This window comes from Moorena bouillonii PNG (genome assembly GCF_001942495.1).
Classification (GTDB): Bacteria; Cyanobacteriota; Cyanobacteriia; order Cyanobacteriales; family Coleofasciculaceae; genus Moorena; species Moorena bouillonii.
Map to the genome: position 1 here is coordinate 1,716,845 of NZ_MKZS01000001.1, position 20,864 is coordinate 1,737,708.

The 20,864-nt window shown below is 44.7% G+C and carries 15 protein-coding genes; 7 read left to right on the top strand and 8 right to left on the bottom strand.

The features are described 5' to 3' along the window. Positions 1-201: 201 nt before the first annotated feature. Positions 202-648: a tellurite resistance TerB family protein gene (locus tag BJP37_RS07095; protein WP_075897576.1), complete on the bottom strand. Its 447-nt coding sequence runs from the start codon at positions 646-648 to the stop codon at positions 202-204. A gap of 204 nt (positions 649-852) precedes the next feature. Between BJP37_RS07095 and ligA the strand changes: the two genes are divergently transcribed. Beyond that, the gene (gene ligA, locus BJP37_RS07100) at positions 853-2,937 is read left to right on the top strand and encodes an NAD-dependent DNA ligase LigA (RefSeq protein ID WP_075897578.1); all 2,085 of its coding nucleotides are present in this window, start codon (positions 853-855) and stop codon (positions 2,935-2,937) included. A gap of 169 nt (positions 2,938-3,106) precedes the next feature. On the opposite strand, the gene rpsU is transcribed toward ligA, so the two are convergent. From rpsU to dusB, 3 genes are all read right to left on the bottom strand, one after another. Next, on the bottom strand, positions 3,107-3,286 hold the full coding sequence (gene rpsU / locus BJP37_RS07105) for a 30S ribosomal protein S21 (RefSeq protein WP_008186741.1): 180 nt from the start codon (positions 3,284-3,286) through the stop codon (positions 3,107-3,109). A gap of 164 nt (positions 3,287-3,450) precedes the next feature. Beyond that, positions 3,451-4,683 (bottom strand): RNA-guided endonuclease InsQ/TnpB family protein, encoded by a 1,233-nt coding sequence (locus BJP37_RS07110; RefSeq protein WP_075905845.1) that lies wholly within the window; start codon positions 4,681-4,683, stop codon positions 3,451-3,453. 352 nt (positions 4,684-5,035) lie between these two features. After that, positions 5,036-6,046 (bottom strand): tRNA dihydrouridine synthase DusB, encoded by a 1,011-nt coding sequence (dusB, locus tag BJP37_RS07115; protein WP_075897580.1) that lies wholly within the window; start codon positions 6,044-6,046, stop codon positions 5,036-5,038. Between the two features lie 418 nt (positions 6,047-6,464). Here dusB and BJP37_RS38715 point away from each other — a divergent pair, with 418 nt between their 5' ends. The 4 genes from BJP37_RS38715 to BJP37_RS07125 all read left to right on the top strand — a co-directional run bounded on the left by BJP37_RS38715 (position 6,465) and on the right by BJP37_RS07125 (position 11,125). After that, complete coding sequence (locus tag BJP37_RS38715) at positions 6,465-6,608, top strand: hypothetical protein (protein ID WP_158069471.1); 144 nt, start codon at positions 6,465-6,467, stop codon at positions 6,606-6,608. Between the two features lie 736 nt (positions 6,609-7,344). Further along, positions 7,345-9,255 carry a molecular chaperone DnaK gene (dnaK, locus tag BJP37_RS07120; RefSeq protein WP_075897582.1) on the top strand — a complete coding sequence of 637 codons (1,911 nt, stop codon included), beginning with the start codon at positions 7,345-7,347 and terminating at the stop codon, positions 9,253-9,255. A gap of 372 nt (positions 9,256-9,627) precedes the next feature. Next, a complete protein-coding gene (locus BJP37_RS40835; protein ID WP_198953976.1) occupies positions 9,628-9,792 on the top strand; it encodes a hypothetical protein in 165 nt (54 codons plus the stop codon). Between the two features lie 10 nt (positions 9,793-9,802). Then, a complete protein-coding gene (locus tag BJP37_RS07125) occupies positions 9,803-11,125 on the top strand; it encodes an ATP-binding protein (protein WP_075897584.1) in 1,323 nt (440 codons plus the stop codon). Positions 11,126-11,485: 360 nt separating this feature from the next. Here the strand turns inward: BJP37_RS07125 and BJP37_RS07130 are convergent, their stop codons facing one another. The 3 genes from BJP37_RS07130 to BJP37_RS07140 form a co-directional block, all read right to left on the bottom strand. Next, positions 11,486-12,679 (bottom strand): HhoA/HhoB/HtrA family serine endopeptidase, encoded by a 1,194-nt coding sequence (locus BJP37_RS07130; protein WP_075897586.1) that lies wholly within the window; start codon positions 12,677-12,679, stop codon positions 11,486-11,488. A gap of 417 nt (positions 12,680-13,096) precedes the next feature. Further along, positions 13,097-16,150 carry a tetratricopeptide repeat protein gene (locus tag BJP37_RS42240; protein WP_330359487.1) on the bottom strand — a complete coding sequence of 1,018 codons (3,054 nt, stop codon included), beginning with the start codon at positions 16,148-16,150 and terminating at the stop codon, positions 13,097-13,099. Next, entirely contained in the window at positions 16,151-16,987 is an 837-nt protein-coding gene (locus BJP37_RS07140) for an esterase/lipase family protein (RefSeq protein ID WP_229415226.1), read from the bottom strand. Positions 16,988-17,199: 212 nt separating this feature from the next. Here BJP37_RS07140 and BJP37_RS38720 point away from each other — a divergent pair, with 212 nt between their 5' ends. Next, positions 17,200-17,394, top strand: a complete 195-nt coding sequence (locus BJP37_RS38720; RefSeq protein WP_158069472.1) for a hypothetical protein — start codon at positions 17,200-17,202, stop codon at positions 17,392-17,394. A 119-nt stretch (positions 17,395-17,513) separates the two neighbouring features. Continuing rightward, positions 17,514-17,768: a hypothetical protein gene (locus BJP37_RS07145; RefSeq protein WP_075897588.1), complete on the top strand. Its 255-nt coding sequence runs from the start codon at positions 17,514-17,516 to the stop codon at positions 17,766-17,768. Positions 17,769-18,692: 924 nt separating this feature from the next. Here BJP37_RS07145 and BJP37_RS42245 read toward each other — a convergent pair. Then, a partial coding sequence (locus BJP37_RS42245) for a glycosyltransferase family 39 protein (RefSeq protein WP_229415227.1) occupies positions 18,693-20,864 on the bottom strand: 2,172 nt, incomplete at its 5' end.

The following is a 20,864-nucleotide window of genomic DNA, read 5'->3' on the forward strand; positions in this document are numbered from 1 at the left end:
TGGGGGGCTAGGGGGGCAAAATTCAGTATCAAAAAACTTTTCAGATATCCTCTGAATCTGTTAGTAATTCTATCAAGTTCCAGGTGATCACAAGTTAGATAATATCACAATTAACAGTCGAGGGCTCACTTCTAGAAGTGAACCCTCGACTGAATAGATTTAGCCAGTTTTGTCAAAATTAGTAATTAATTAAAAATCCTATTACCCTTGATTTTTAATTAACATTACGTCTATAATATTTACAGCGGTTTCTTCTGATATCTCTAAAGCATGATAAAGCTCGTTCAAAAACTCTTCTTCATCATCGGTAATTTCTCCATCTGCTAAGATAATATCAGTGGCGATCGCAAAGGCTGTTCCTTGTAGTTCATGGGGGAGTGATTTCAGGGCTCCACTAAGAAGAGGATCAGAACCTTGCCGCTGCAGGAGCATCAAAAGTCGTTCAAACATTCTTGCCATTACATCAGCTGAGTAGCTCCTAAACAGCTGCATTCGAGATAAGGCAGTAATAATGGCTTGAACCTCAGAATTAGTCGCGTATCCGTCAGCAGCACCAGCAGTTAATGCGATCGCAGCAAAGGCTTCAGCTGGTCCGAGTGTTATTTGGCTGTGTTGACGACTAATTGAAATTTTGTCAAACAGACCCATTGTTGTTGTCTCTTGGAAAAGTACCTTAGTTAATACCAAGATGACATTAGTGACCGCAAACGGAATTAGTGGAAATACTGAACTTGTGAGTAGACTTTACAAAAGTTTTCTGTTTCACCTCAAGCAGGGCTATAGTTAATCTGGTTAATCTGGTTAATCTGAACGATAAACTAGAGTGAATCTCCATCAAGGATAATCACCCCTGTGGCACCAGTAACCCCCGACGTCAACCAGCGAATTCAGGAACTGCGGCGACTGTTGCAAAAAGCTAGTTATGCCTACTACGTCCTGGACAATCCCATCATGGCAGATGCCATCTACGATCAACTCTACCGGGAACTGCAACAGCTGGAAACAGAGTATCCTGAGTTAGTAACCTCTGATAGTCCAACCCAGCGGGTAGGAGAGAAACCAGCTACTGGTTTTGTTTCCGTGGGCCACAATATCCCACTCTATAGTCTGGATAATGCCTTTAACCTTGAGGAATTTAGCCAATGGCAAGAACGATGGCAGCGTCATATTTCTGGTGATATTTCCCAAGACTCAGGACTCAATACTGAATACGTTTGTGAACTCAAAATTGACGGTTCAGCATTAGCACTGACCTATGAAAATGGGATTTTGGTTCGAGGAGTGACCAGAGGTGATGGATACACAGGGGAGGATATTACTCAGAATGTCCGCACTATTCGCTCCATTCCTTTGCGACTCAATCTAGAGGAAGTTAATCGAGACCAACATCTAGACCAACCCCCAGCTTTAGTAGAAGTCCGTGGTGAGGCATTCTTACGTCGGAATGTATTTGAGAGGATTAATCAAGAACGAGCACAAGCAGGTGAGCCATTATTTGCTAATCCTCGTAATGCCGCTGCTGGTACCTTGCGCCAATTAGAGCCTCGAATTGTTGCTAAACGGCAATTGGATTTCTTTGCTTATACCTTACATATTCCGAATCAGGATAGTAGTGAGGAGTACACCATCCCAATGCCCAATTCCCAATGGGATGCTTTGGAGTTGATGCAAAAGCTTGGTTTTCCGGTGAATCCCCATCGCCAATGTTGTACTTCCTTACAGGATGTTCAGGATTATTACAATTACTGGGATGCGAAACGGAAAGATTTACCCTACCTGACCGATGGGGTAGTGGTGAAAATTAATGCTTTCCGGATACAAAAACAATTGGGGTTTACCCAGAAGTTTCCTCGTTGGGCGATTGCTCTGAAATATCCGGCTGAAGAAGCTCCCAGTCGTGTCGAAGCAATTACAGTTAATGTGGGACGCACCGGAGCAGTGACACCCTTGGCTATTTTAGAACCAGTGCAATTGGCAGGGACAACAGTACAACGGGCTGCCCTACACAATGGTGATTATGTTGCCCAATTAGATTTGCGAGTTGGGGATACGGTGATTGTACGGAAAGCAGGGGAGATTATCCCGGAGGTGGTACGTGTTTTACCAGAGTTACGTCCTGATCATGCTAAGCCCTTCGAGATGCCTACCCATTGCCCTGTTTGTAATCAACCCTTGGTGCGTCCTAAGGGTGAAGCAGTGACTCGCTGTATTAATTCATCTTGTCCTGCGATTGTGAAGGGAACCCTCACCCACTGGGCAAGTCGTAATGCTCTTGATATTAATGGTTTGGGGGAAAAGATTGTAGAACAATTGGTAGACCAAGGCTTGGTGACATCTGTTGCTGACCTTTATGATTTAACCTTAGAGCAGCTGGTGTCATTGGAGCGTATGGGCCATAAGTTAGCCCAGAAGTTGCTAAATGCGATCGCAAAATCCAAAACTCAACCTTGGTCACGAGTCCTGTATGGGTTAGGGATTCGTCATGTGGGTAGTGTCAATGCTCAAACCCTTGCCCAGACTTTTCCTACCATTGAGCAGTTGGCTCAAGCAACCGTCACCGATATTGAGGGAATCTACGGCATTGGACCAGAAATTGCTCAGTCTGTCTGGGGTTGGTTTCAGATTTCCAGCAACCAGACCTTGATTACTCGATTGCGAGAGGCAGGTTTACAGTTAGAAGCCTCTACTAAAACTAGAGCGCTAGATAAAACCCAACCCTTAACCGGAAAAACCTTTGTGATTACTGGCACCTTGCCTACCCTCAAGCGTAGTGACGCGAAAGACTTGATTCAAAACGCTGGTGGTAAGGTTACTAGTTCAGTTAGTGCCAAAACTGATTATTTGGTGGTTGGGGAAGATGCTGGTTCTAAGTTAGAAAAGGCTAAAGAATTAGGAATTACCCAATTAAGTGAATCCCAGTTGTTGGACTTGCTTTAACTGAACCTATTCCAAACAAATCTACGTTAGCGATTCCCGATTCCCGATTCCCGATTCCCGATTCCTTTACTGTGGTTGCTTCAACCGGTCAGGTGATAGGGAGGGAGTAAGCCCAGCAAAAAACCCCGCGTCTGATGACCGGGGAGTGTTGACAGTGTCAATTGAAGGTTTAGCGGTAACGACGCTTGCGTCTGCGAGCGATCGCTTTGCGCTTTTTCTTTTCAATGGGAGTCTCAAAGTGACGTAGACGCTTCATATCAGCAAAAATTCCTGCTTTAGAGACTTGTCGCTTAAATCTACGCAGGGCTGACTCAATACCTTCATTTTCACCGACAACCACTTGGGTCATACTAAATTAATCCTCCTAAATTTGAACAAAAAATTCTACCTATACTATCATACAATTATACTATCTAGCAATATTGCTGATAACAAGACGTGACAGGATATTACCCAGCAGGGTGAATACCCGACAGAATCTGCCTGGGTGATTATACCTTGACACTCCCCGTCCTAGAAGAACGGGGATTCTTGCTTCAACGAGCCAACTTGCTCAACCAGACCGGAATCAGGAAGAGTAGAGGTTGATTCTCCGCAAGCGTTCGGATCAATGATCCAAGTTCCGGTGTGCCCCACCGTACTCAAGGCTCTTGTTCTAATGTTGATGGCGGCGTTGTGGTCTCTGTCTAGTTCGCACCCACACTTGCAAGTATGAGTTCGAGTTGATAGCGACTTTTTGACCACTTCACCACAACTAGAACAGTTCTGGCTAGTGTAGGCAGGATTAACTGCAACGGTTATTCTGCCAAACTTGACGCCAAAGTGCTCCATCCATTTTCGGAACTGATACCAACCTGCATCATTAATAGATAAGCCGCGACAATGATTTTTTGCTAGATTTTTTACTCTTAAGTCTTGCCTTCGGCACGCTGCGCGAACGTAGGCGACCAAGTCGTTAGACCGGATTACGCAACGTGCGAGTCTCTTGGCATGTTCTTCACGTTGCCTACTTATCTTGAGATGTGTCCTGCCTAATCTATTAACGGCTTTTTTACGGTTGGATGAGCCTTTCTTTTTTCGGGATACTCGACGCTGATAGAACTTAAGGCGCTTTTCTCCCTTTCGATAAAACCTTGGGTTAGGTTCAGTATTCCCATCAGAATCAGTGTAAAAATCTTTAAGTCCTACATCCAGTCCGATAGTTTTACCGGTTGATTCTAATTCTTCATTGATATCGACTGAAACGCAGAACTGGACATAGTACCCATCTGCTCGCCAAACTATTCTAACCCGCTTAATTTGTTTCTTATCAAAGCGCCACAAGTCCCATTTACCCTTGAGTTTAAGCTTCCCAATTCCTTTTTTATCTGTGAAAGTGATTGATTTTTTATCAGGGGACAATTTCCATCCTGATTGCTTATACTCAACCGATCTCACCTTTTTCTTGAACTTGGGAAACCCTTTCTTTCCGGGTACCTTTTTCTTGCAATTGTCGTAAAATTTCGCGATTGATGACCATGCTCGTTCGGACGCGGCCTGACGAGCACTAGAGTTCAACTCATTAGCAAAAGGAAACTGTTTGGCCAAAACCTTGCAATATTTGCTAAGGTCGTACTTCCCAGTTCCTTTGTTGTCCAACCACAAGCGAATACAGCTATTACGGATAAACTTCACTGTCCGAATAGCTTCGTCTATAGCTGAATATTGGTGTTTTTTGCCCCATGCTTTGAACTCTAGAATGATCATTGACCTAAGGTCACGCTCCGCGAACGAAGATCGATCTGTTTCGATAAACTCCAAAATTAACATGCTTGGCGACAACTGTCAATATAGATTCTAAAAAAAAAAGCCGTCCTAGAAGGACGGGGCTTTAAACCCAATATTTTTGGTAAAAATACTGGGATAAAAAAATTATTTAAAAAATTAGGGTTGATTAAGATGAAGGTAAGCTATCAGCTATCAGCAGCTAGCTATCAGCTATCAGCTATCAGCAACCAGCTATTATGCAAAGGCTGACGGCACCTTAAGTAGCGTGGCTGAACGCGCACGCATGAGCTAAAAGCTCAGGGCTGACGGCTGACGGCTGACGGCTGATTGCTTACGGATGAAGTTTAGCGATCGCATTTTCAATCAACTCAACTCCTTGGTCAACCGTCTCTATTCTACTGAGTTTCTGACGCAATTCCCCTGCTCCGGGAAACCCTTTGGCGTACCAACTCATGTGTTTCCGGGACTGATAAATACCCCGCTCCCCCTTATAGTGCCATAGACCTTGTAAATGCTCCTTAGCACATTCAAGCAGTTGTACGGGTGTGGTTGGGGGTAACAGTTGTCCGGTTTTCAGAAAATAGTCTATTTCTCCGACTAGAAACGGATAGCCCAGGGTTCCCCGAGAACACATTACCCCATCAGCACCGGTTTTTTCCAAGCAGCGTACTGCTGCATCGACAGACAAAATATCCCCATTAGCAATAACTGGGATTGACAGCACATCTTTTACGCGCTTAATCCATTCCCAGCGAGCGGAGCCATTATACCCCTGGTCACGAGTACGGCCATGGAGGGTCAACATCTGAGCCCCGGCATCTTCCATACGTTGGGCAAATTCTAGGGCATTGATCTCCTGATTAGTCCAGCCAATACGGGTTTTGACCGTTACAGGTACCTCCACCGCCTTGACTACTGATCGTACAATTGCTTCCGCCGTTTCTGGATCTCGCAGTAAGGCAGACCCGCCACCATTTTTAGTAATTTTATTAACAGGGCAACCCATATTGATATCCACAGTATCTGCCCCTTCTGCCACTGCCTTTTGTGCCGCTTGAGCCAGAAAGTCCGGGCGACAGTCGAATAATTGGATACTGATCGGTTTTTCTAATGGGTCTACCTCCATAATCTTGGGCAATTCTCGGAGATACTTTAACTGGCTAGCATGAACCATTTCGGTATACATCATCGACTCAGTGGCGTAGCGACGCACTAGGCGACGAAAGACCAAGTCGGTTACTCCAGACAGGGGTGACTGTAACACCCGGCTGTTGACCTCAACTGACCCAATTTTTAGGGGTGATGCTAACCGTTGCTGTAATTGTGGAGATAGAACTGGCATTGGTAATGGTGTTGTTTCCGTCGTGATTACCTAATCTAATTTTTGAATTAGGTAAGGTACAATTTTTTGGGTTTTAGGGAGCAGGGACTTCGGAGCAGGGAGCATGATTTAATAGTAAACAGGGAATGGGAAACAGGGAATAGCTAAAAAAACAATGTGTACCTCATTAATATGATAAGCGATAGCTCTATGTTTGATCAGTCTGGGAAAACTTTTGTGATTTATAACTTCTCTAACTCTTGTACAAACGGCGATCGCTTCTATATTTTCTAAGAAGAATCAGAAAATATAGCTAAATCTCAACAACTTTAACTTTTTGACTGTAACAAGAAAGCGCGATCGCCATCTCCGAGAATGACAGAACACAGATATAGCGCTGATCATACTTAGCTGATCATACTTATAGCAGTTCTTAATTATGAATCCTCATCTCCCCATCTCCCCATCTCCCCACACCTCTCTATCTCCCCATCTCCCCACACCTCTCTATCTTTCCCTATTCCCGACTCCCGACTCCCATTTCAGTTTTCTCAACTGCTCTCAAGACGGCAAACACAACTGATTTGTTACGGTTCACACCAATCCCAACAGCCGTTAATTTTCGTAAATTAGACACAGGCAAGGCAAGAAAAAGGGGTCAGGAAAAAAACATACATGGGTTTTGACCATAGCAGTCCTAATTCAAACGTGACGGAAATCAGAACTCTGGGTGGATTCTTCCCCAACTTCGGTGATCTTCCCTATGTTCCGACTATCACACCTAATCGAAAATGGCGCTGATTACCCATAACTTTTTTCTTTCCTGCTGCCCCTTGACCGAGAAAATCAGTAGATAATCGGTTATCGAAGAGGGGAGTTTGTTCGCGTAGCGTGGCCTTTGGCCAGGGTAAAATTCATCCCCGACCTAATAGGACGGGGTATTCTTTTCCCCTCAATGGCGTTAATAAACGAAAAAACTGGGTATCGATCCTACCCGGCTACCCCCGGAACGTTCGCGCAGCGTGGCCTACGGCCAGGGAAAGTTACGCCCATGGACTTAACAGCCACTTAGTTGGTTGTGCCTGGGAATCCCCATCCTCTTAGGTTGGGGAGGTTCAATCAATCGAGAACCGTCCCATCTTAGGTTCGGGAAACCACCCTTCATTAGACTGGCAAATAAAGTTCAGTATAAATAATGGTAATCCAACCGATGGTATAAAAACTGGCAACGGTTATTCCTTGAACCAATCTGACGGATCCTTCTCTAATCCTCTCCTACCCTACCAGTATTTGTAGTTATAGGCACCCGGAACACTCTTATGGCAAAAGTTGTTGGAATTGACTTAGGTACAACAAACTCCTGCGTAGCAGTAATGGAAGGTGGTAAACCCACGGTTATTGCTAATGCAGAAGGTTTTCGGACAACCCCTTCAGTCGTAGCTTATGCCAAAAATGGCGATCGCTTAGTGGGTCAAATCGCTAAGCGTCAGGCGGTGATGAACCCCGAAAACACTTTCTATTCAGTCAAACGCTTCATTGGACGTAGATACAGTGAAGTCACCAACGAGGCTACCGAAGTATCTTACAAAACTCTCAAGGTTGGTGATAATGTCAAGCTAGATTCCCCAGCTCAAGGAAAGCAATTTGCGCCAGAAGAGATATCAGCTCAGGTGCTGCGCAAGCTGGTTGATGATGCTAGCAAGTATCTTGGGGAAACCGTTACCCAAGCCGTCATTACTGTGCCAGCTTACTTCAATGACTCCCAGCGTCAAGCTACTAAGGCAGCGGGTAAGATTGCTGGTGTTGAAGTGCTGCGAATTATCAACGAACCGACCGCAGCGTCTCTGGCTTATGGTTTAGACAAGAAGAGCAACGAAACTATCCTGGTGTTTGACTTGGGTGGTGGTACCTTTGACGTCTCTATTCTAGAAGTAGGTGACGGGGTATTTGAAGTGTTAGCTACTTCTGGTGACACTCACCTCGGTGGTGATGACTTCGATAAGAAAATTGTTGATCACCTAGCCAAAGAGTTCCAAAGCGCAGAAGGGATTGACCTACGTAAGGACAAGCAAGCTCTACAACGTCTGACTGAAGCCGCAGAGAAAGCCAAGATTGAGTTGTCTAGCGTTATGCAAGCTGACATTAACTTGCCTTTCATCACGGCTACCCAAGAAGGGCCTAAGCACCTGGATATGACCTTGACTAGGGGTCAGTTTGAAGATATTTGCTCTGACTTAATCGACCGTTGCCGCATTCCGGTAGAGAATGCCATCAAGGATGCCAAACTCGATAAGAGTGCCATTGATGAGGTGGTCTTGGTTGGTGGTTCTACTCGGATCCCTGCAGTGCAACAGGTGGTCAAGAAGGTACTTGGCAAGGATCCTAACCAGACCGTTAACCCCGATGAAGTGGTAGCGGTAGGTGCTGCTATCCAAGGTGGTGTATTGGCTGGTGAAGTCAAGGATATCCTACTGTTGGATGTCACCCCCTTGTCCTTGGGTGTGGAAACTCTCGGTGGCGTGATGACCAAACTGATTACCCGTAACACCACTGTCCCCACCAAGAAGTCAGAAACCTTCTCTACTGCTGTGGATGGTCAGACCAACGTAGAAATCCATGTTCTTCAGGGTGAGCGGGAAATGTCCTCTGACAACAAGAGCTTGGGAACTTTCCGATTGGATGGAATTCCCCCTGCACCCCGTGGCGTGCCTCAGATTGAGGTAACCTTTGATATTGATGCCAACGGTATCCTTAATGTTACCGCTAAGGACAAGGGCACTGGTAAGGAACAGTCGATCAACATTACTGGTGCGTCCACCCTATCCGATCAGGAAGTAGACCGGATGGTGAAGGATGCTGAAGCTAATGCAGAGGCTGACCAAGAGCGTCGTGAGAAGATTGACCGTAAGAACCAAGCTGATTCTCTGACCTACCAGGCCGAGAAACAGATTAAAGAACTCGATGATAAATTGCCAGCAGCTGATAAGGAGAAGATCGAAGGGTTGATCAAAGACCTGCGAGAGGCAATTACCCAAGAGGATGATGAGAAAATCAAGACTCTGACCACTGAGTTACAACAAGCTCTCTACAGTGTTAGTGCTAACCTGTATCAACAAGCTGAGGGGGCTGCTCAGCCTACTGATGCTGGCGCACCAGGTCCTGATGCTGCTGCTTCTGGTAGCTCTGGCGGTGATGATGTCATTGACGCTGAGTTTTCTGAAAGCAAGTAGGGGTTTGGTAATAGTTAATGGCTAATAGCTAATGGCAGAAAATCCTAAAGGTTAGTCTATCTCTGTCTAAAGTGTAATTAAGGTTGATGAGTGATAAAATGCTCATCAACCTTTTGTTTATTGGATTTTAGGGAGTAGGGAGTAGGGAGTAGGGAGTAGGGAATAGGGAATAGGGAATAGGGAATAGGAAATAGGGAATAGGAAAAAAAATTCTCACAATTACGACACGGATTGCTATATGATAAATTAGTAGCTAAAGTCTAGGCAAAAGGCAAAGGGCTAGAGGGAATAGTCGTCAGTTAGTAGAGTTTATTAAAAATAGGGTTATCAGTACTTTTGGCAAAATTAGTAAATCTTTAAAGTAGTTTATATGTGACATTTTTAAACCATAAAAAATCCAACTTAAATAAACTTTTGCCTCTTGCCTCTTGCCTCTTGCCTCTTGCCTCTTATGAATTCCCGATTCCCGATTCCCTACTCCCTACTCCCTACTCCCTACTCCCTACTCCCTGCTCCCTAAAAACCTTACCCAACTGAAAACCCTATTGTGGATAAACAAACGATTGATTCAATTCAATACCTCCGCTACCAAGCTGCATCTTTGCTAGTTTATCAATCAGTATTGAGTGAAGGAGTAGGTTTAGCGTTTTTGAAACTATTAGAAGCTATGGTGAACAGTGATGTGGATGACATCAGTTGTTTAAAAGCTTATGGTGACTGGTTTCAAGGGTTAGCTAACAAAAACCAAAGTTGGCAAGATTATCTGTTTAGGCAAATCCTGAGGGCTGATAATTCCTTTACCAGGCAAGTTCAAGGTTCTGAATTAGAAACATTACCGCCAGCATTGGTAGAGGCAGCTCGTCATGACTTACAAGCTTTAAAAAATATCTATAATTGCAGCAGTAAACAACTTTGTAAGTGGGTCAAAAGAGCATCTGTTTTACCAGTTGAACTGGTGCCTTGGAATTGTGAGTCAAGTCAATCCAGGTCGGGAGCTGACCAGAGTGATAAACGTACTCGATGGCAAGGGGAGCTGCAAGCTAAACTAAACAATTTAGAGAATTGGGCTGATGGCTTGGAGGCGATCGCAGCATACTATCGAGAGTTTGGTACTGGAATTTTTGCTGACTATCAAGGGTTTCGTTGGCAATCGGGTCAGTTGCTTGGTATTGCCAATCCAGATCCGATTAGACTCAGTGAGCTGGTGGGCTATGAATTGGCGCGGAAGCAATTGCTCAAGAATACAGAATTTCTGCTGAAAGGCTACCGAGCCCTGAATGTATTACTTTACGGTAGTCGCGGTTCAGGTAAGTCTTCTTTGGTCAAGGCGTTGTTAAATGAATACGGTGAGCGGGGATTGCGAATTATTGAAGTCCCGAAATCAGAGATGATTGATTTACCGGTAATTACCGAGCAATTGCGAGACCAGCCTCAAAAATTTATTATCTTTATCGATGATTTATCCTTTGAAGAGGATAATGATTCCTATAAAGCTTTAAAGGTAATCTTGGAAGGGAATTTAACGGCACGACCTGCTAATGTTGTGGTTTACGCCACCTCTAATCGACGACACTTGATTCGAGAATTCTTTGAAGACCGTCCCCGTCCTAGCAATGAAGAGGTTCATGGTTGGGATACGGTTCACGAGAAACTCTCGTTTAGCGATCGCTTTGGCTTAACCCTAACCTTTGAGAAAGCTGACCAGAAAACCTACCTCAAGATTGTCCAACATCTAGCTACCCTAGCCCAAATCCCCCTTGAGCCTAGTGAAATCAGACGTCGTGCCTTACAGTGGGCAATCCGAGCCAATGGTTTCTCTGGTAGAACAGCACGACAGTTTATTGATTTTTTACAAGCAGAGCTATCCTAATTACCCATGGGAAAAGATGTAGGGTGGGCAGTACACAGACCGATTAACTCAGCTTGCTAATCCTGTAGCTAGCTACTGCCCACCTAATCGTTAGAGATGTAGAGGTGTAGAGAGATGTAGGGTGGGCAGTACACAGACCGATTCACTCAGCTTGCTAATCCTGTAGCTAGCTAATGCCCACCTAGTCACAATCAATTCATTAAACTATCAGGGTTTTATATTATATCACACTTATCAGATTTATTTCAAAAATAACCTTATTTCTTTAATTAACTTCCCAAACTCCCGACTCCCGATTCCCGACTCCCGATTCCCGATTCCCTACTCCCTACTCCCTACTCCCTACTCCCTCTGTTATCATCAATTATCCATGGGAAAAGCCCCTGGTCGCACGCTGATTAATTTGGTCTTACCGTTACGAAGCACTTCCACCTCTAACTGGGCACCAACCTCTGAGGCTTCGACACCCTGCTGAACCTCAGTGGCATTTTTTACTGGTTTCGACGCAACGGTTTTAATGATATCTCCTTGTTTGAAACCAGCTCTCTGAGCGGGGGAGCCTGGCACCACCCGGACGATTAAAACCCCATCATCTTGGGTGACTTTCAGGTCAAAGTCTTGGTCTTGATTAATTTTTTCTCTCAAGTCTGGGGTCAAGGTCACCATCTGAATGCCTAGGTAAGGATGCTCAACTTTACCTTTAGAAAATAGTTGATTGGCAATCCGTTCCGCAGTTTCCACGGGGATAGCAAACCCTAAGCCTTGGGCATTGGCTCGAATAGCAGTGTTAATCCCAACCACTTCACCAGTGGCATTCAACAACGGACCACCAGAATTACCAGGGTTAATGGCGGCATCCGTTTGGATAAAGCTGACCCGTTTTTCAGGAACCCCGACTTGGGAACTGGAGCGCCCTAAGGCACTGATGATACCAACGGTTACAGTATTATCTAAACCGAGGGGATTACCAATAGCGATCGCCCATTCTCCTGGGGTCAAATTCTCAGCTTTACCCAAGTTGACTGTGGGCAAGTCCGTTGCTTCAATTTTGACTACCGCTACATCGGTGACTGGGTCAGTGCCCACGACTTGACCGTCAAAGCTGCGACCGTCTTTTAGGGTGACTTTAACTTCCTCTGTGCCTTCTACAACGTGGGCATTGGTAATCAAGCGTCCATCGGAGCTGAGGATAAACCCTGAGCCGGTGCCTTGCTCGATGCGCGGTTGTGGCATGGGCAGGTCTTCCCCAAAAAAGCGCCTAAAGAAGGGATTTTGGAAGGGTTGTGGGATATCCCGTGATACTTGACGGGCGGCATCGATTCTCACTACTGCCGGACCTACTTTTTCTACCGCTTTAGCAATGAAATTCAGGTTTTTCTGGGGTGTAACTGTTGATCGTTGTGGCGTGAATGGTTGTAATACTGCTGGAACAATTTGTGGGCGTCTGATTACCTCTTGCTCTGCCATGAGATAGCGACTACCCAAAACCCCTGCACCTCCGCCCAAGCCCAGCAATGTCAGATAAACGGTCAGCTGCTTTAGGGATAAACTCATGGTTTTAGAATTTTCAATAATTGCTTTTGGGGTCTATATACTTACACTTTACTGAAAAATGTCTAGTCTTGACCGAATAATATTGTTAAGTTAGGGAAAATGGGGGGTGAGCAGTGTGATAGGTGTGGTTAGTATGACTCAACCTATAGTATAGCGCTTTTGATAGGAATTTGCTAAACAGAGTTATTGTTTAGTTGTTGGCTGTTGGCTTGAGAATGCGATCGCTTTTAGCGGAAGCTTCGCTTCATCGCGTAGCGTGACCATAGGTCAATCGCTTTTAGCGGCTCCTAGGTCGCATCGCGTAGCATGACATACGGTCAATCGCTATCCTGTGAATTAGAATTTATTTTGATAACGGATCAGCTTTAGGAATAAATCGCGCAAACTCGCGAATTTATTCCTAAAATATTTCAAAAATTAGGGATTATTACGGATATCGCGCAACCTTTCCAGATTATCACGGCAGGTAACAGTTTTAGGATGATTTGACCCTAACTTCCGCTCTGCAATCTCCAATGCCTCGATATATAGAGGTTCTGCCTGATTGTACTGCTCCTGACTATAGTAGAAATTTGCCAGGTTATTGAGACTATCAGCTATATGGGGATGTTGTTCACCTAAGCAGCCCTTTCTCATCTCCAATGCTTGCATATAGAAGGTTTCAGCCTGATCGTATTGCTCCTGACTATAGTAGAGGTCAGCCAGCCTGTTGAGACTATCAGCTATATGGGGATGTTGTTCACCTAAGCAGCCCTTTCTCATCTCCAATGCTTGCATATAGAAGGTTTCAGACTGATCGTATTGCTCCTGACTATAGTAGAAATTTGCCAGGTTATTGAGACTGACGACTAAATCTGGATGGTTCTTACCGAGCAACTGCTTTTTCATATCCAATGCCTCGATATAGAGAGGTTTTGCCTGATCGTACTGCCCCTGAATATTGTAGAGATTTGCTAGGTTATTGAGAATGTGGGCTACATAGATATGCTTGCGACCCAGCAACTTCTTGTTCATGTCCAATGCCTGCTGATAGAGAGGTTCGGCCTGATCGTATTGCTCCTGACTATAGTAGAGGTTAGCCAGGTTATTGAGACTATCAGCTATATGGGGATGTTGTTCACCTAAGCAGCCCTTTCTCATCTCCAATGCTTGCATATAGAAGGTTTCAGCCTGATCGTATTGCTCCTGACTATAGTAGAGGTCAGCCAGCCTGTTGAGACTCTCAGCTATATGGGGATGTTGTTCACCCAACCAGTGCTGTCTAATCTTCAATGCCTGCTGATAGAAGGTTTCAGCCTGATCGTATTGCTCCTGACTATAGTAGAGGTCAGCCAGCCTGTTGAGACTCTCAGCTATATGGGGATGTTGTTCACCCAACCAGTGCTGTCTAATCTTCAATGCCTGCTGATAGAAGGTTTCAGCCTGATCGTACTGCCCCTGAAGATTGTAGAGGTTACCCAGGCCATTGAGAATGTGAGCTACATGAGGATATTTTTTACCTAGGCAGGGTTTTATAATATCCAATGCTTGCAGCAATAGGGGTTCGGCCTGATCGTACTGCCCCTGAAGATTGTAGAGATTTGCTAGGTTATTGAGAATGTGAGCTACATGAGGATGTTTTTCACTCAGGCGGTGCCTTGCGATCTCCAATGCCTTATGATATAAATCTTCTGCCTGATGGTAGTCCCCCTGGGCAGAGTAGAGTGCTCCTAAGTTGTTGAGAATATATATTTTATAAGGATGGTCTTCACTCAACAACTTTTTTGTCATCTCCAATGCCTGATCTAAGAGGGATTTTGCCTGATCGTAGCGCTCCTGAATCCAATAGACTCTTCCCAAATTATTTAGACTTAGGACTAGATCAGGATGGTCTTCACTGAGCAGTGTCTTTCTTATCTCCAATGCCTTGAGGAAAAAGGATTCTGAGCGATCGAACAGCCCCTGATCTTCGAGGAATACTGCCAGGTCGTTGAAAGTTTCGGCCACATCAGGATGCTCTTCACCCAGTAACTCTTTTCTGAGCTCCAATGCTTTGACATAGAGGGACTGAGCCTGATCGTATCGCCCCTGATTAAAGTAGTTTTCTGCTAGATGGTTGAGACTGGTGGCCACATCGGGATGTTTCTCACCCAGGCGGCTTCTAGTTATCTCTAAACATAGCTCCCACCACCGTTCAGCCTGGTTATAGCTACCTTGACCTTCATAGAATCTTCCTAAGCCAGTAAAGAGTGATAGTAAATCTTCATCCCTGATCCAATTAGTGAAGACTGTGGCAGCTTCGGCTAAATGGGGGATGGCGGGTGTCACTGCTGCAATCTGATCACGAGTTGGTGTCTTGGGAATTTCTTTTGCCTTAGCCGCCATTGCCTGACAAAAGCTTTGCTTGTAGGAATCAGCCTCTGGTAATTGAGCCAGCTTGGTCTGGAAGAATTCCCGAATTAGTGGATGGAGTCGATAGGTTTTATTTTCAGTCAATGCCAACATATTAGGATTGACTAGAAAGCGATCGCGTAACTCCTCCAATTCTTCTTGTTCTTCTTCCGAGTCATCTTCATCTTCAGTTTCGATAAGACAAGACTCTACCAAGGGCCAATCAAAAGGAGCAGTAGCAAACAGACTCAGACGACATCCCAACTGTTGGGCTTCTGGTGGCAACTCCTGCCAGGATAACTCATATGCTGCTGCTACTCCCAACTGGGCTGTCATCTCCCCTTGTTCTGTTGGACAAAGTAATGCCTTTGTTGCTAATTTCTTTTTCTCTAAACGTTTCTGAACTTTAGCGATAGTTAAACTCTGATCTAGATCTAAATATCGTCCTACTAACTCCAAGCCCAAAGGTAAATAACCCAACCATTCACATAGGGCTTCTGCTTCTTTTAGTTCTTTGTCAATGCGCTCTTTTCCAACAAGGGATTCTAATAATTTTAATGCTGCTTCTGGGGAAAGTACATCCAGGTCAATTCGTCGGTAAGAAGCCCCTGGACGCTGACGGCTGGTGATTAGTACTTTGAAGCGGGATTGGGCTGGAGGTAAATAGGGTTCAATTCTCTTTTTATAGTCCTTGCTGAAAGAAGGGACATCATCCAGCACGATTAATACTGTGCCTTGTGGCCAATTTCTCCAGCAGTATCTTACCTGGTCGTTGAACTCTAGTTCATCTGGAATCGTTAATCCTAAGTCCCTACGCCCAAAACTAATAAGTTGAGTGCCAAGATCTGCACCGCGCACTTGCAACCAGCACAAACCCCCAGGGTAATTTTCCTGATATTTCAGAGCATATTGTAGAGCTAACTCGGTTTTGCCCACACCGCCCATTCCGGCAATGGCACAAATTGCTAGTTTATCGGTCTGTTGAAGTTCCTGATGGAGCTGATCAAGTTGATCTTGTCTCCCGACAAAGTGGGGAGTGCCACGATTACTAATGTTACTGGGGGGATTTAACTTTGTCCGTTCCCGGTCGGACGACTTCAGCTAATGTTCATGAATAGGAATCTCGCCAACATAAACTGTTCCGTTGCTGTCATCCTTTAGGCGCACAGTAGTTTTGAGACATTCTTTGATAAATTTCTTGACACCAAGATAGACCTGACTGTCTTGAGACTCTGGTTTGCATAGGTCAATATGGTTCTTTGCTATGGCAACTGGCTTCACTTTTTCAATGCCTGGGTTAGCACTATCTGGGTCTACCACCACAATTCCTTTTACAGGCTGGGTTTCGTAATAGACCTTTGTAGCAATTCCTAAACTCCGAACGTTTTCTCGATACCATTCATTCAATTCCCGTAACTGAGGGTGATGAGCTTTTAGTTCCTGCACAGTTACGGTGGTTCGTGACAAAACGCTAATGTTATCAATTAAATTAGCGAGATGAGCACCAGTGTGGGGAGTAGCCAGAAATACAATCCCTTTAGTCTGTTCAAGAATAGCTTGCTTTTGAAAGGTCAACGCACTGCTAAGCATTTTTTTGACTAAAAGCCCGCCCATACTGTGAGTAATAAATACTAATGGACGCTTGCCGAGCTCGTGGATATCTAACCAATCTAATAAATTACTGGCTTGATCGAAGAGCGGCATACTGCTGTTGCTTTTCCAGTTTGTCCCTTCAGCGTTATACCCAAAAGACCAGATGTTAAGACCTAGCTGATCTTGTCCTAACCACACTGGCCAGAAGTGATCATCATCCTGTTTTTCCTTAGGATGCCACGTGCTTATCGCATTCCCTCCCAGCCCGTGAACAAACACCACATCCGCACTGGGTAATGAGTCCTGGTGGCTTGAGATTTTTATCAAGCCGGTTAATTTACTCAAGGATTAGCCTCCAGTTAATTATATAGCATTAACTAGTAGATGCTTTAAACCCAATCTCGATTTAGTTTAACACAGGAAAATCTAGGTAGTCGGGAGTCGGGAGTCGGGAGTCGGGAGTCGGGAATCGGGAACAAAAACTATCATAATTCATTGAGGATTAGTAGAATTTTTTTTTCGGATATCTTTCCAAGTTTGTCCGATTTAATGTTTCCATGTATCTCGATACAATTACTCCAAAAAAACGCGATTCTTTCAAAGATACCCTACGGGATTCTATTTCAAAATTTCCCCTCTATTCCCGATTCCCGATTCCCGATTCCCGATTCCCGATTCCCGATTCCCGATTCCCGATTCCCGATTCCCGATTCCCGATTCCCGATTCCCGATTCCCGATTCTTAATTATTAATTCTCAATTCTGTACATTTTCTTTCAATACCCCCTCAGAAAATAAATTCTAAAACCCCTTGACAAATTTAATAATAATCATTATAATTATAGTATAAACTTCAAACAAAGGTTTTAACGATGACTGAAGAGTTTATCCCAAACGAAAACAACAATCCTGAAGAGATTACTCCCGCTAATACTCCTCAGGAACCTTCTCAAAAAAAATACCCAGTTAAGCACATTTTAAAAGGATCACGTAAAGCCATAATGAAGACCATGCATACCCTATATGCGCTGCGTTACGCGGAAATCTCCGAGTGGAGCCCCCTTCAGCCCACTGGCATCTCAGGGGAATTCATCACGATGATGACCAAATACCTGATTATCGATTAAACTAATTTAGGGGGGGGGTAACCCCCCTGGCCGAAACATTAGGTCTCATCACATGGGATTGTGTTTAGGTTTGGTTGAAAAATTGTAGTCATCATCAAAACCTCTAGCCGTGGAAAAGATTTCTGCGGCTATTTTTTTGGGAGTTGAAAGTTAGGATGTTGAAGGTTGAAGGTTAGGATGTTGAAGGTTTAAGGTTAGGATGTTGAAGGTTTAAGGTTAGGATGTTGAAGGTTTAAGGTTATGAGGTTGAAGGTTTAAGGTTAGGATGTTGAAGGTTGAAGGTTAGGATGTTGAAGGTTGAAGGTTAGGATGTTGAAGGTTTAAGATTAGGATGTTGTTCGCGTAGCGTGGCCTTTTGGCCAAGGTTATTAAGGTTGAATTTTGTTCGCCCTTGGTCTTTCAGTAGGGTATAGTAATCAGTTGAGGAATTGTGAGAATTGTTGATGCCATTTCCCTACTCCCTACTCCCTACTCCCTACTCCCTACTCCCTACTCCCTGTTCCCTGTTCCCTGTTCCCTATTCCCTTGACTTGATAAGCTTTAGCAGAAGCTCTCAGCCAAATGAATGCTCCGGTAGCGAAGGGAATTAGTAAAAAGAGAGTACCAAATGTCAGGGGATGTTCTCTTACATATTCGCTGTAAACCATCAGTCCTATTGCTGAGCCACAATAAATTAACCCACACAGGGGAATAGCAATCACTAGTAAAGCAAATTTAGTATCTTTATCCATAGGAGTTTCAGTAGGTTTTATTGTTTTACTTAAGCTGTCAGCTATCAGCTATCAGCTATCAGCATATGCTTACATCAATTTTCATTAATCTCGAACTATTAAATTCTACTGAACGAGGTTGATGTTAAGCTGACGGCTGACGGCTGACGGCTGACGGCTGACCACTGACCACTGACTGCTTACTGCTTACTGCTTACTTGTTAACACATCGATAAAGTTTATAACTATATTGACCAGCCCACTTTCGAGAGGTCTTTTCTCGAAAACATTGCTGAGAATCTAGGTCAATTTTGGTACGGAAATTGACTAACCATAAATCTAGTGGTCGTGGCAATTCCTTTAATTGTTGTTGTAATTGTTGGACAGCATCTTCGTAACTAAAACTATTCCGGTCACGAGCTACTAAGAAAAATTGGGGAAAATCCCTGGAATTACCATGAGAACCATTAGCAACAGCCATACCTTTCAATCCCCAAGCTAATCCGATCATGCGCCCGGTCTGTCCATGGTGTTTGTAGGTGGTTGCGATCGCAACCGGTGCTTCACTTGCTTGGTTAACAATAGACACTAGTAGATCCGGGCGCTCGTTTTGAAGATAACCAAGATTCGAGACTGTCACTAATCCACCCAACAGCCCAATCAACCATACCGCTACAACTATCCTTTTTCCAAAGTAAGACTTATAGCCTTTTTCAGATGAATTGACCTCACTGCCTTTAGCTGCAAGCCCCCTAAATCCCCATCTGTCAAAAAGCGAAGCATCCGCTAATTCCCCCCAGAATTGGGGGGTTAGGGGGGCGGGGGACTTTGACTCAATTTCCCCCCCAAGCGAGCAATCCCTCGCTTGGGGGGTTAGGGGAGCGGAATTTGCTGTATACCCTTTGTCATCCCGATCAGGTACATCGAATTTTGTCCCATTTCCCTGCTCCCTGCTCCCTGCTCCCTGCTCCCTGTTCCCTATTCCCTCCTCTTTCCCCCCCTTATTAAGGGGGGTTAGGGGGGATCCTAAATCCCTATTCCCCACTTCTGCAACAAGTCGAATCTGATTCCAACAACCACCTAAGCTTGCTGCCACCAACAGTATCACTGCTGGAAAGTAGACGAAGTGAAAACGAGGGGCTGTGCTTAAATCTATACCGAAACCCCAGGTCAAGACTAAACATAACCCAATTGCTGCTAAGACATACTCCCTTAGGATTGTGATAGCGAAACGGTTATGGTGATCGAGTTGCTGTAATTTCAGTCCATAGCGGAGACGGGATACTATCCAAATCACTAGGATTAAAGTAACTATACCGGAAACAATAATAATTCCTAGGGATAGGTCATAGAAAGAAGAAGGTAGCAGTAACACCATACTGAACAGCCATAGTAGGAATCGTCCTATGGGTTCAATCCATCGTGCGATCGCATTTTGGCTATAAATCCATTGGGTAGGGGGACTATCATGAATAGCTTGTAAGGCCGGTATCCACACTAAACATCCCGCTAAGGAACCCATAGCTACTCCATAAATCCGCCACCAGTAAGGTTTGATCAAAGCCAGTCGGTCTTGCTGAGTTTCTCGCCAAGCTTGTCCGAATAATGTGATCGCTTCCGCACCTAACGTCAAGATAAAGAAATAATGGGTAGCAATCCCCAGACTATTCACTCCCACCCAAGCTAACCCTAGCCAACTGGGCAACCGTTCACCACGGTCGATTAACTCTACCGCTTTCACCAAGCAACCCAGAGATGCTATCACCAGCAAAATAGCCAGAGTATAATGACGAGCCTGTTGAGCGAGGAAAATCCCGAAAGGAGAGACAGCCATCATTGCTGCTGCTATATGACCTACCAATAGTGAGCGAAAGGCCAGCCGACCTAGGCAAAAGATAGCAGGAATCGAGATTACTCCCAATAAAGCAGAAAGCGATCGCACTGCCCAAATGGAAACCATACCATCCTCTAATCGGAATAGTTTCAGCCACAGATGGGTCAGAGCAAAATAAACTGGGGGATGGGTACTTTCCCTTAATAAATAATGAATAACATCACTAATGCCAGCCTCAGGAGATGGTTTCAGTGGGCTTAATAGGGTTTCTACTCCCATAAACTGATTCAGAGGTAACGAGTAAAAACTGTTACCCAGGCTAAATACTGTTGTCGCACATTCATCAGTCCAAGGAGGTAAAACCCCTAAACCAGCAAAGCGCAGCAAAGTCCCAATCGTAATCCACAGCAGTAGTAATAAAGGGGTTTGGGATTTTTTTAAGTACATAAAGGAAAGGGAGTAGGGAGTAGGGAGTAGGGAGTAGGGAGTGGGGAACAGGGAATCGGGAACAGGGAATCGGGAATCGGGAATCGGGAATCGGGAATCGGGAAT

Coding starts and splice junctions, on each gene's coding strand:
- BJP37_RS07095 (WP_075897576.1), bottom strand. CDS start 648: ATGGGTCTGTTTGACAAAATTTCAATTAGTCGTCAACACAGCCAAATA.
- rpsU (WP_008186741.1), bottom strand. CDS start 3,286: ATGACCCAAGTGGTTGTCGGTGAAAATGAAGGTATTGAGTCAGCCCTG.
- BJP37_RS07110 (WP_075905845.1), bottom strand. CDS start 4,683: ATGATCATTCTAGAGTTCAAAGCATGGGGCAAAAAACACCAATATTCA.
- dusB (WP_075897580.1), bottom strand. CDS start 6,046: ATGCCAGTTCTATCTCCACAATTACAGCAACGGTTAGCATCACCCCTA.
- BJP37_RS38715 (WP_158069471.1), top strand. CDS start 6,465: ATGAATCCTCATCTCCCCATCTCCCCATCTCCCCACACCTCTCTATCT.
- dnaK (WP_075897582.1), top strand. CDS start 7,345: ATGGCAAAAGTTGTTGGAATTGACTTAGGTACAACAAACTCCTGCGTA.
- BJP37_RS07130 (WP_075897586.1), bottom strand. CDS start 12,679: ATGAGTTTATCCCTAAAGCAGCTGACCGTTTATCTGACATTGCTGGGC.
- BJP37_RS38720 (WP_158069472.1), top strand. CDS start 17,200: ATGTATCTCGATACAATTACTCCAAAAAAACGCGATTCTTTCAAAGAT.
- BJP37_RS07145 (WP_075897588.1), top strand. CDS start 17,514: ATGACTGAAGAGTTTATCCCAAACGAAAACAACAATCCTGAAGAGATT.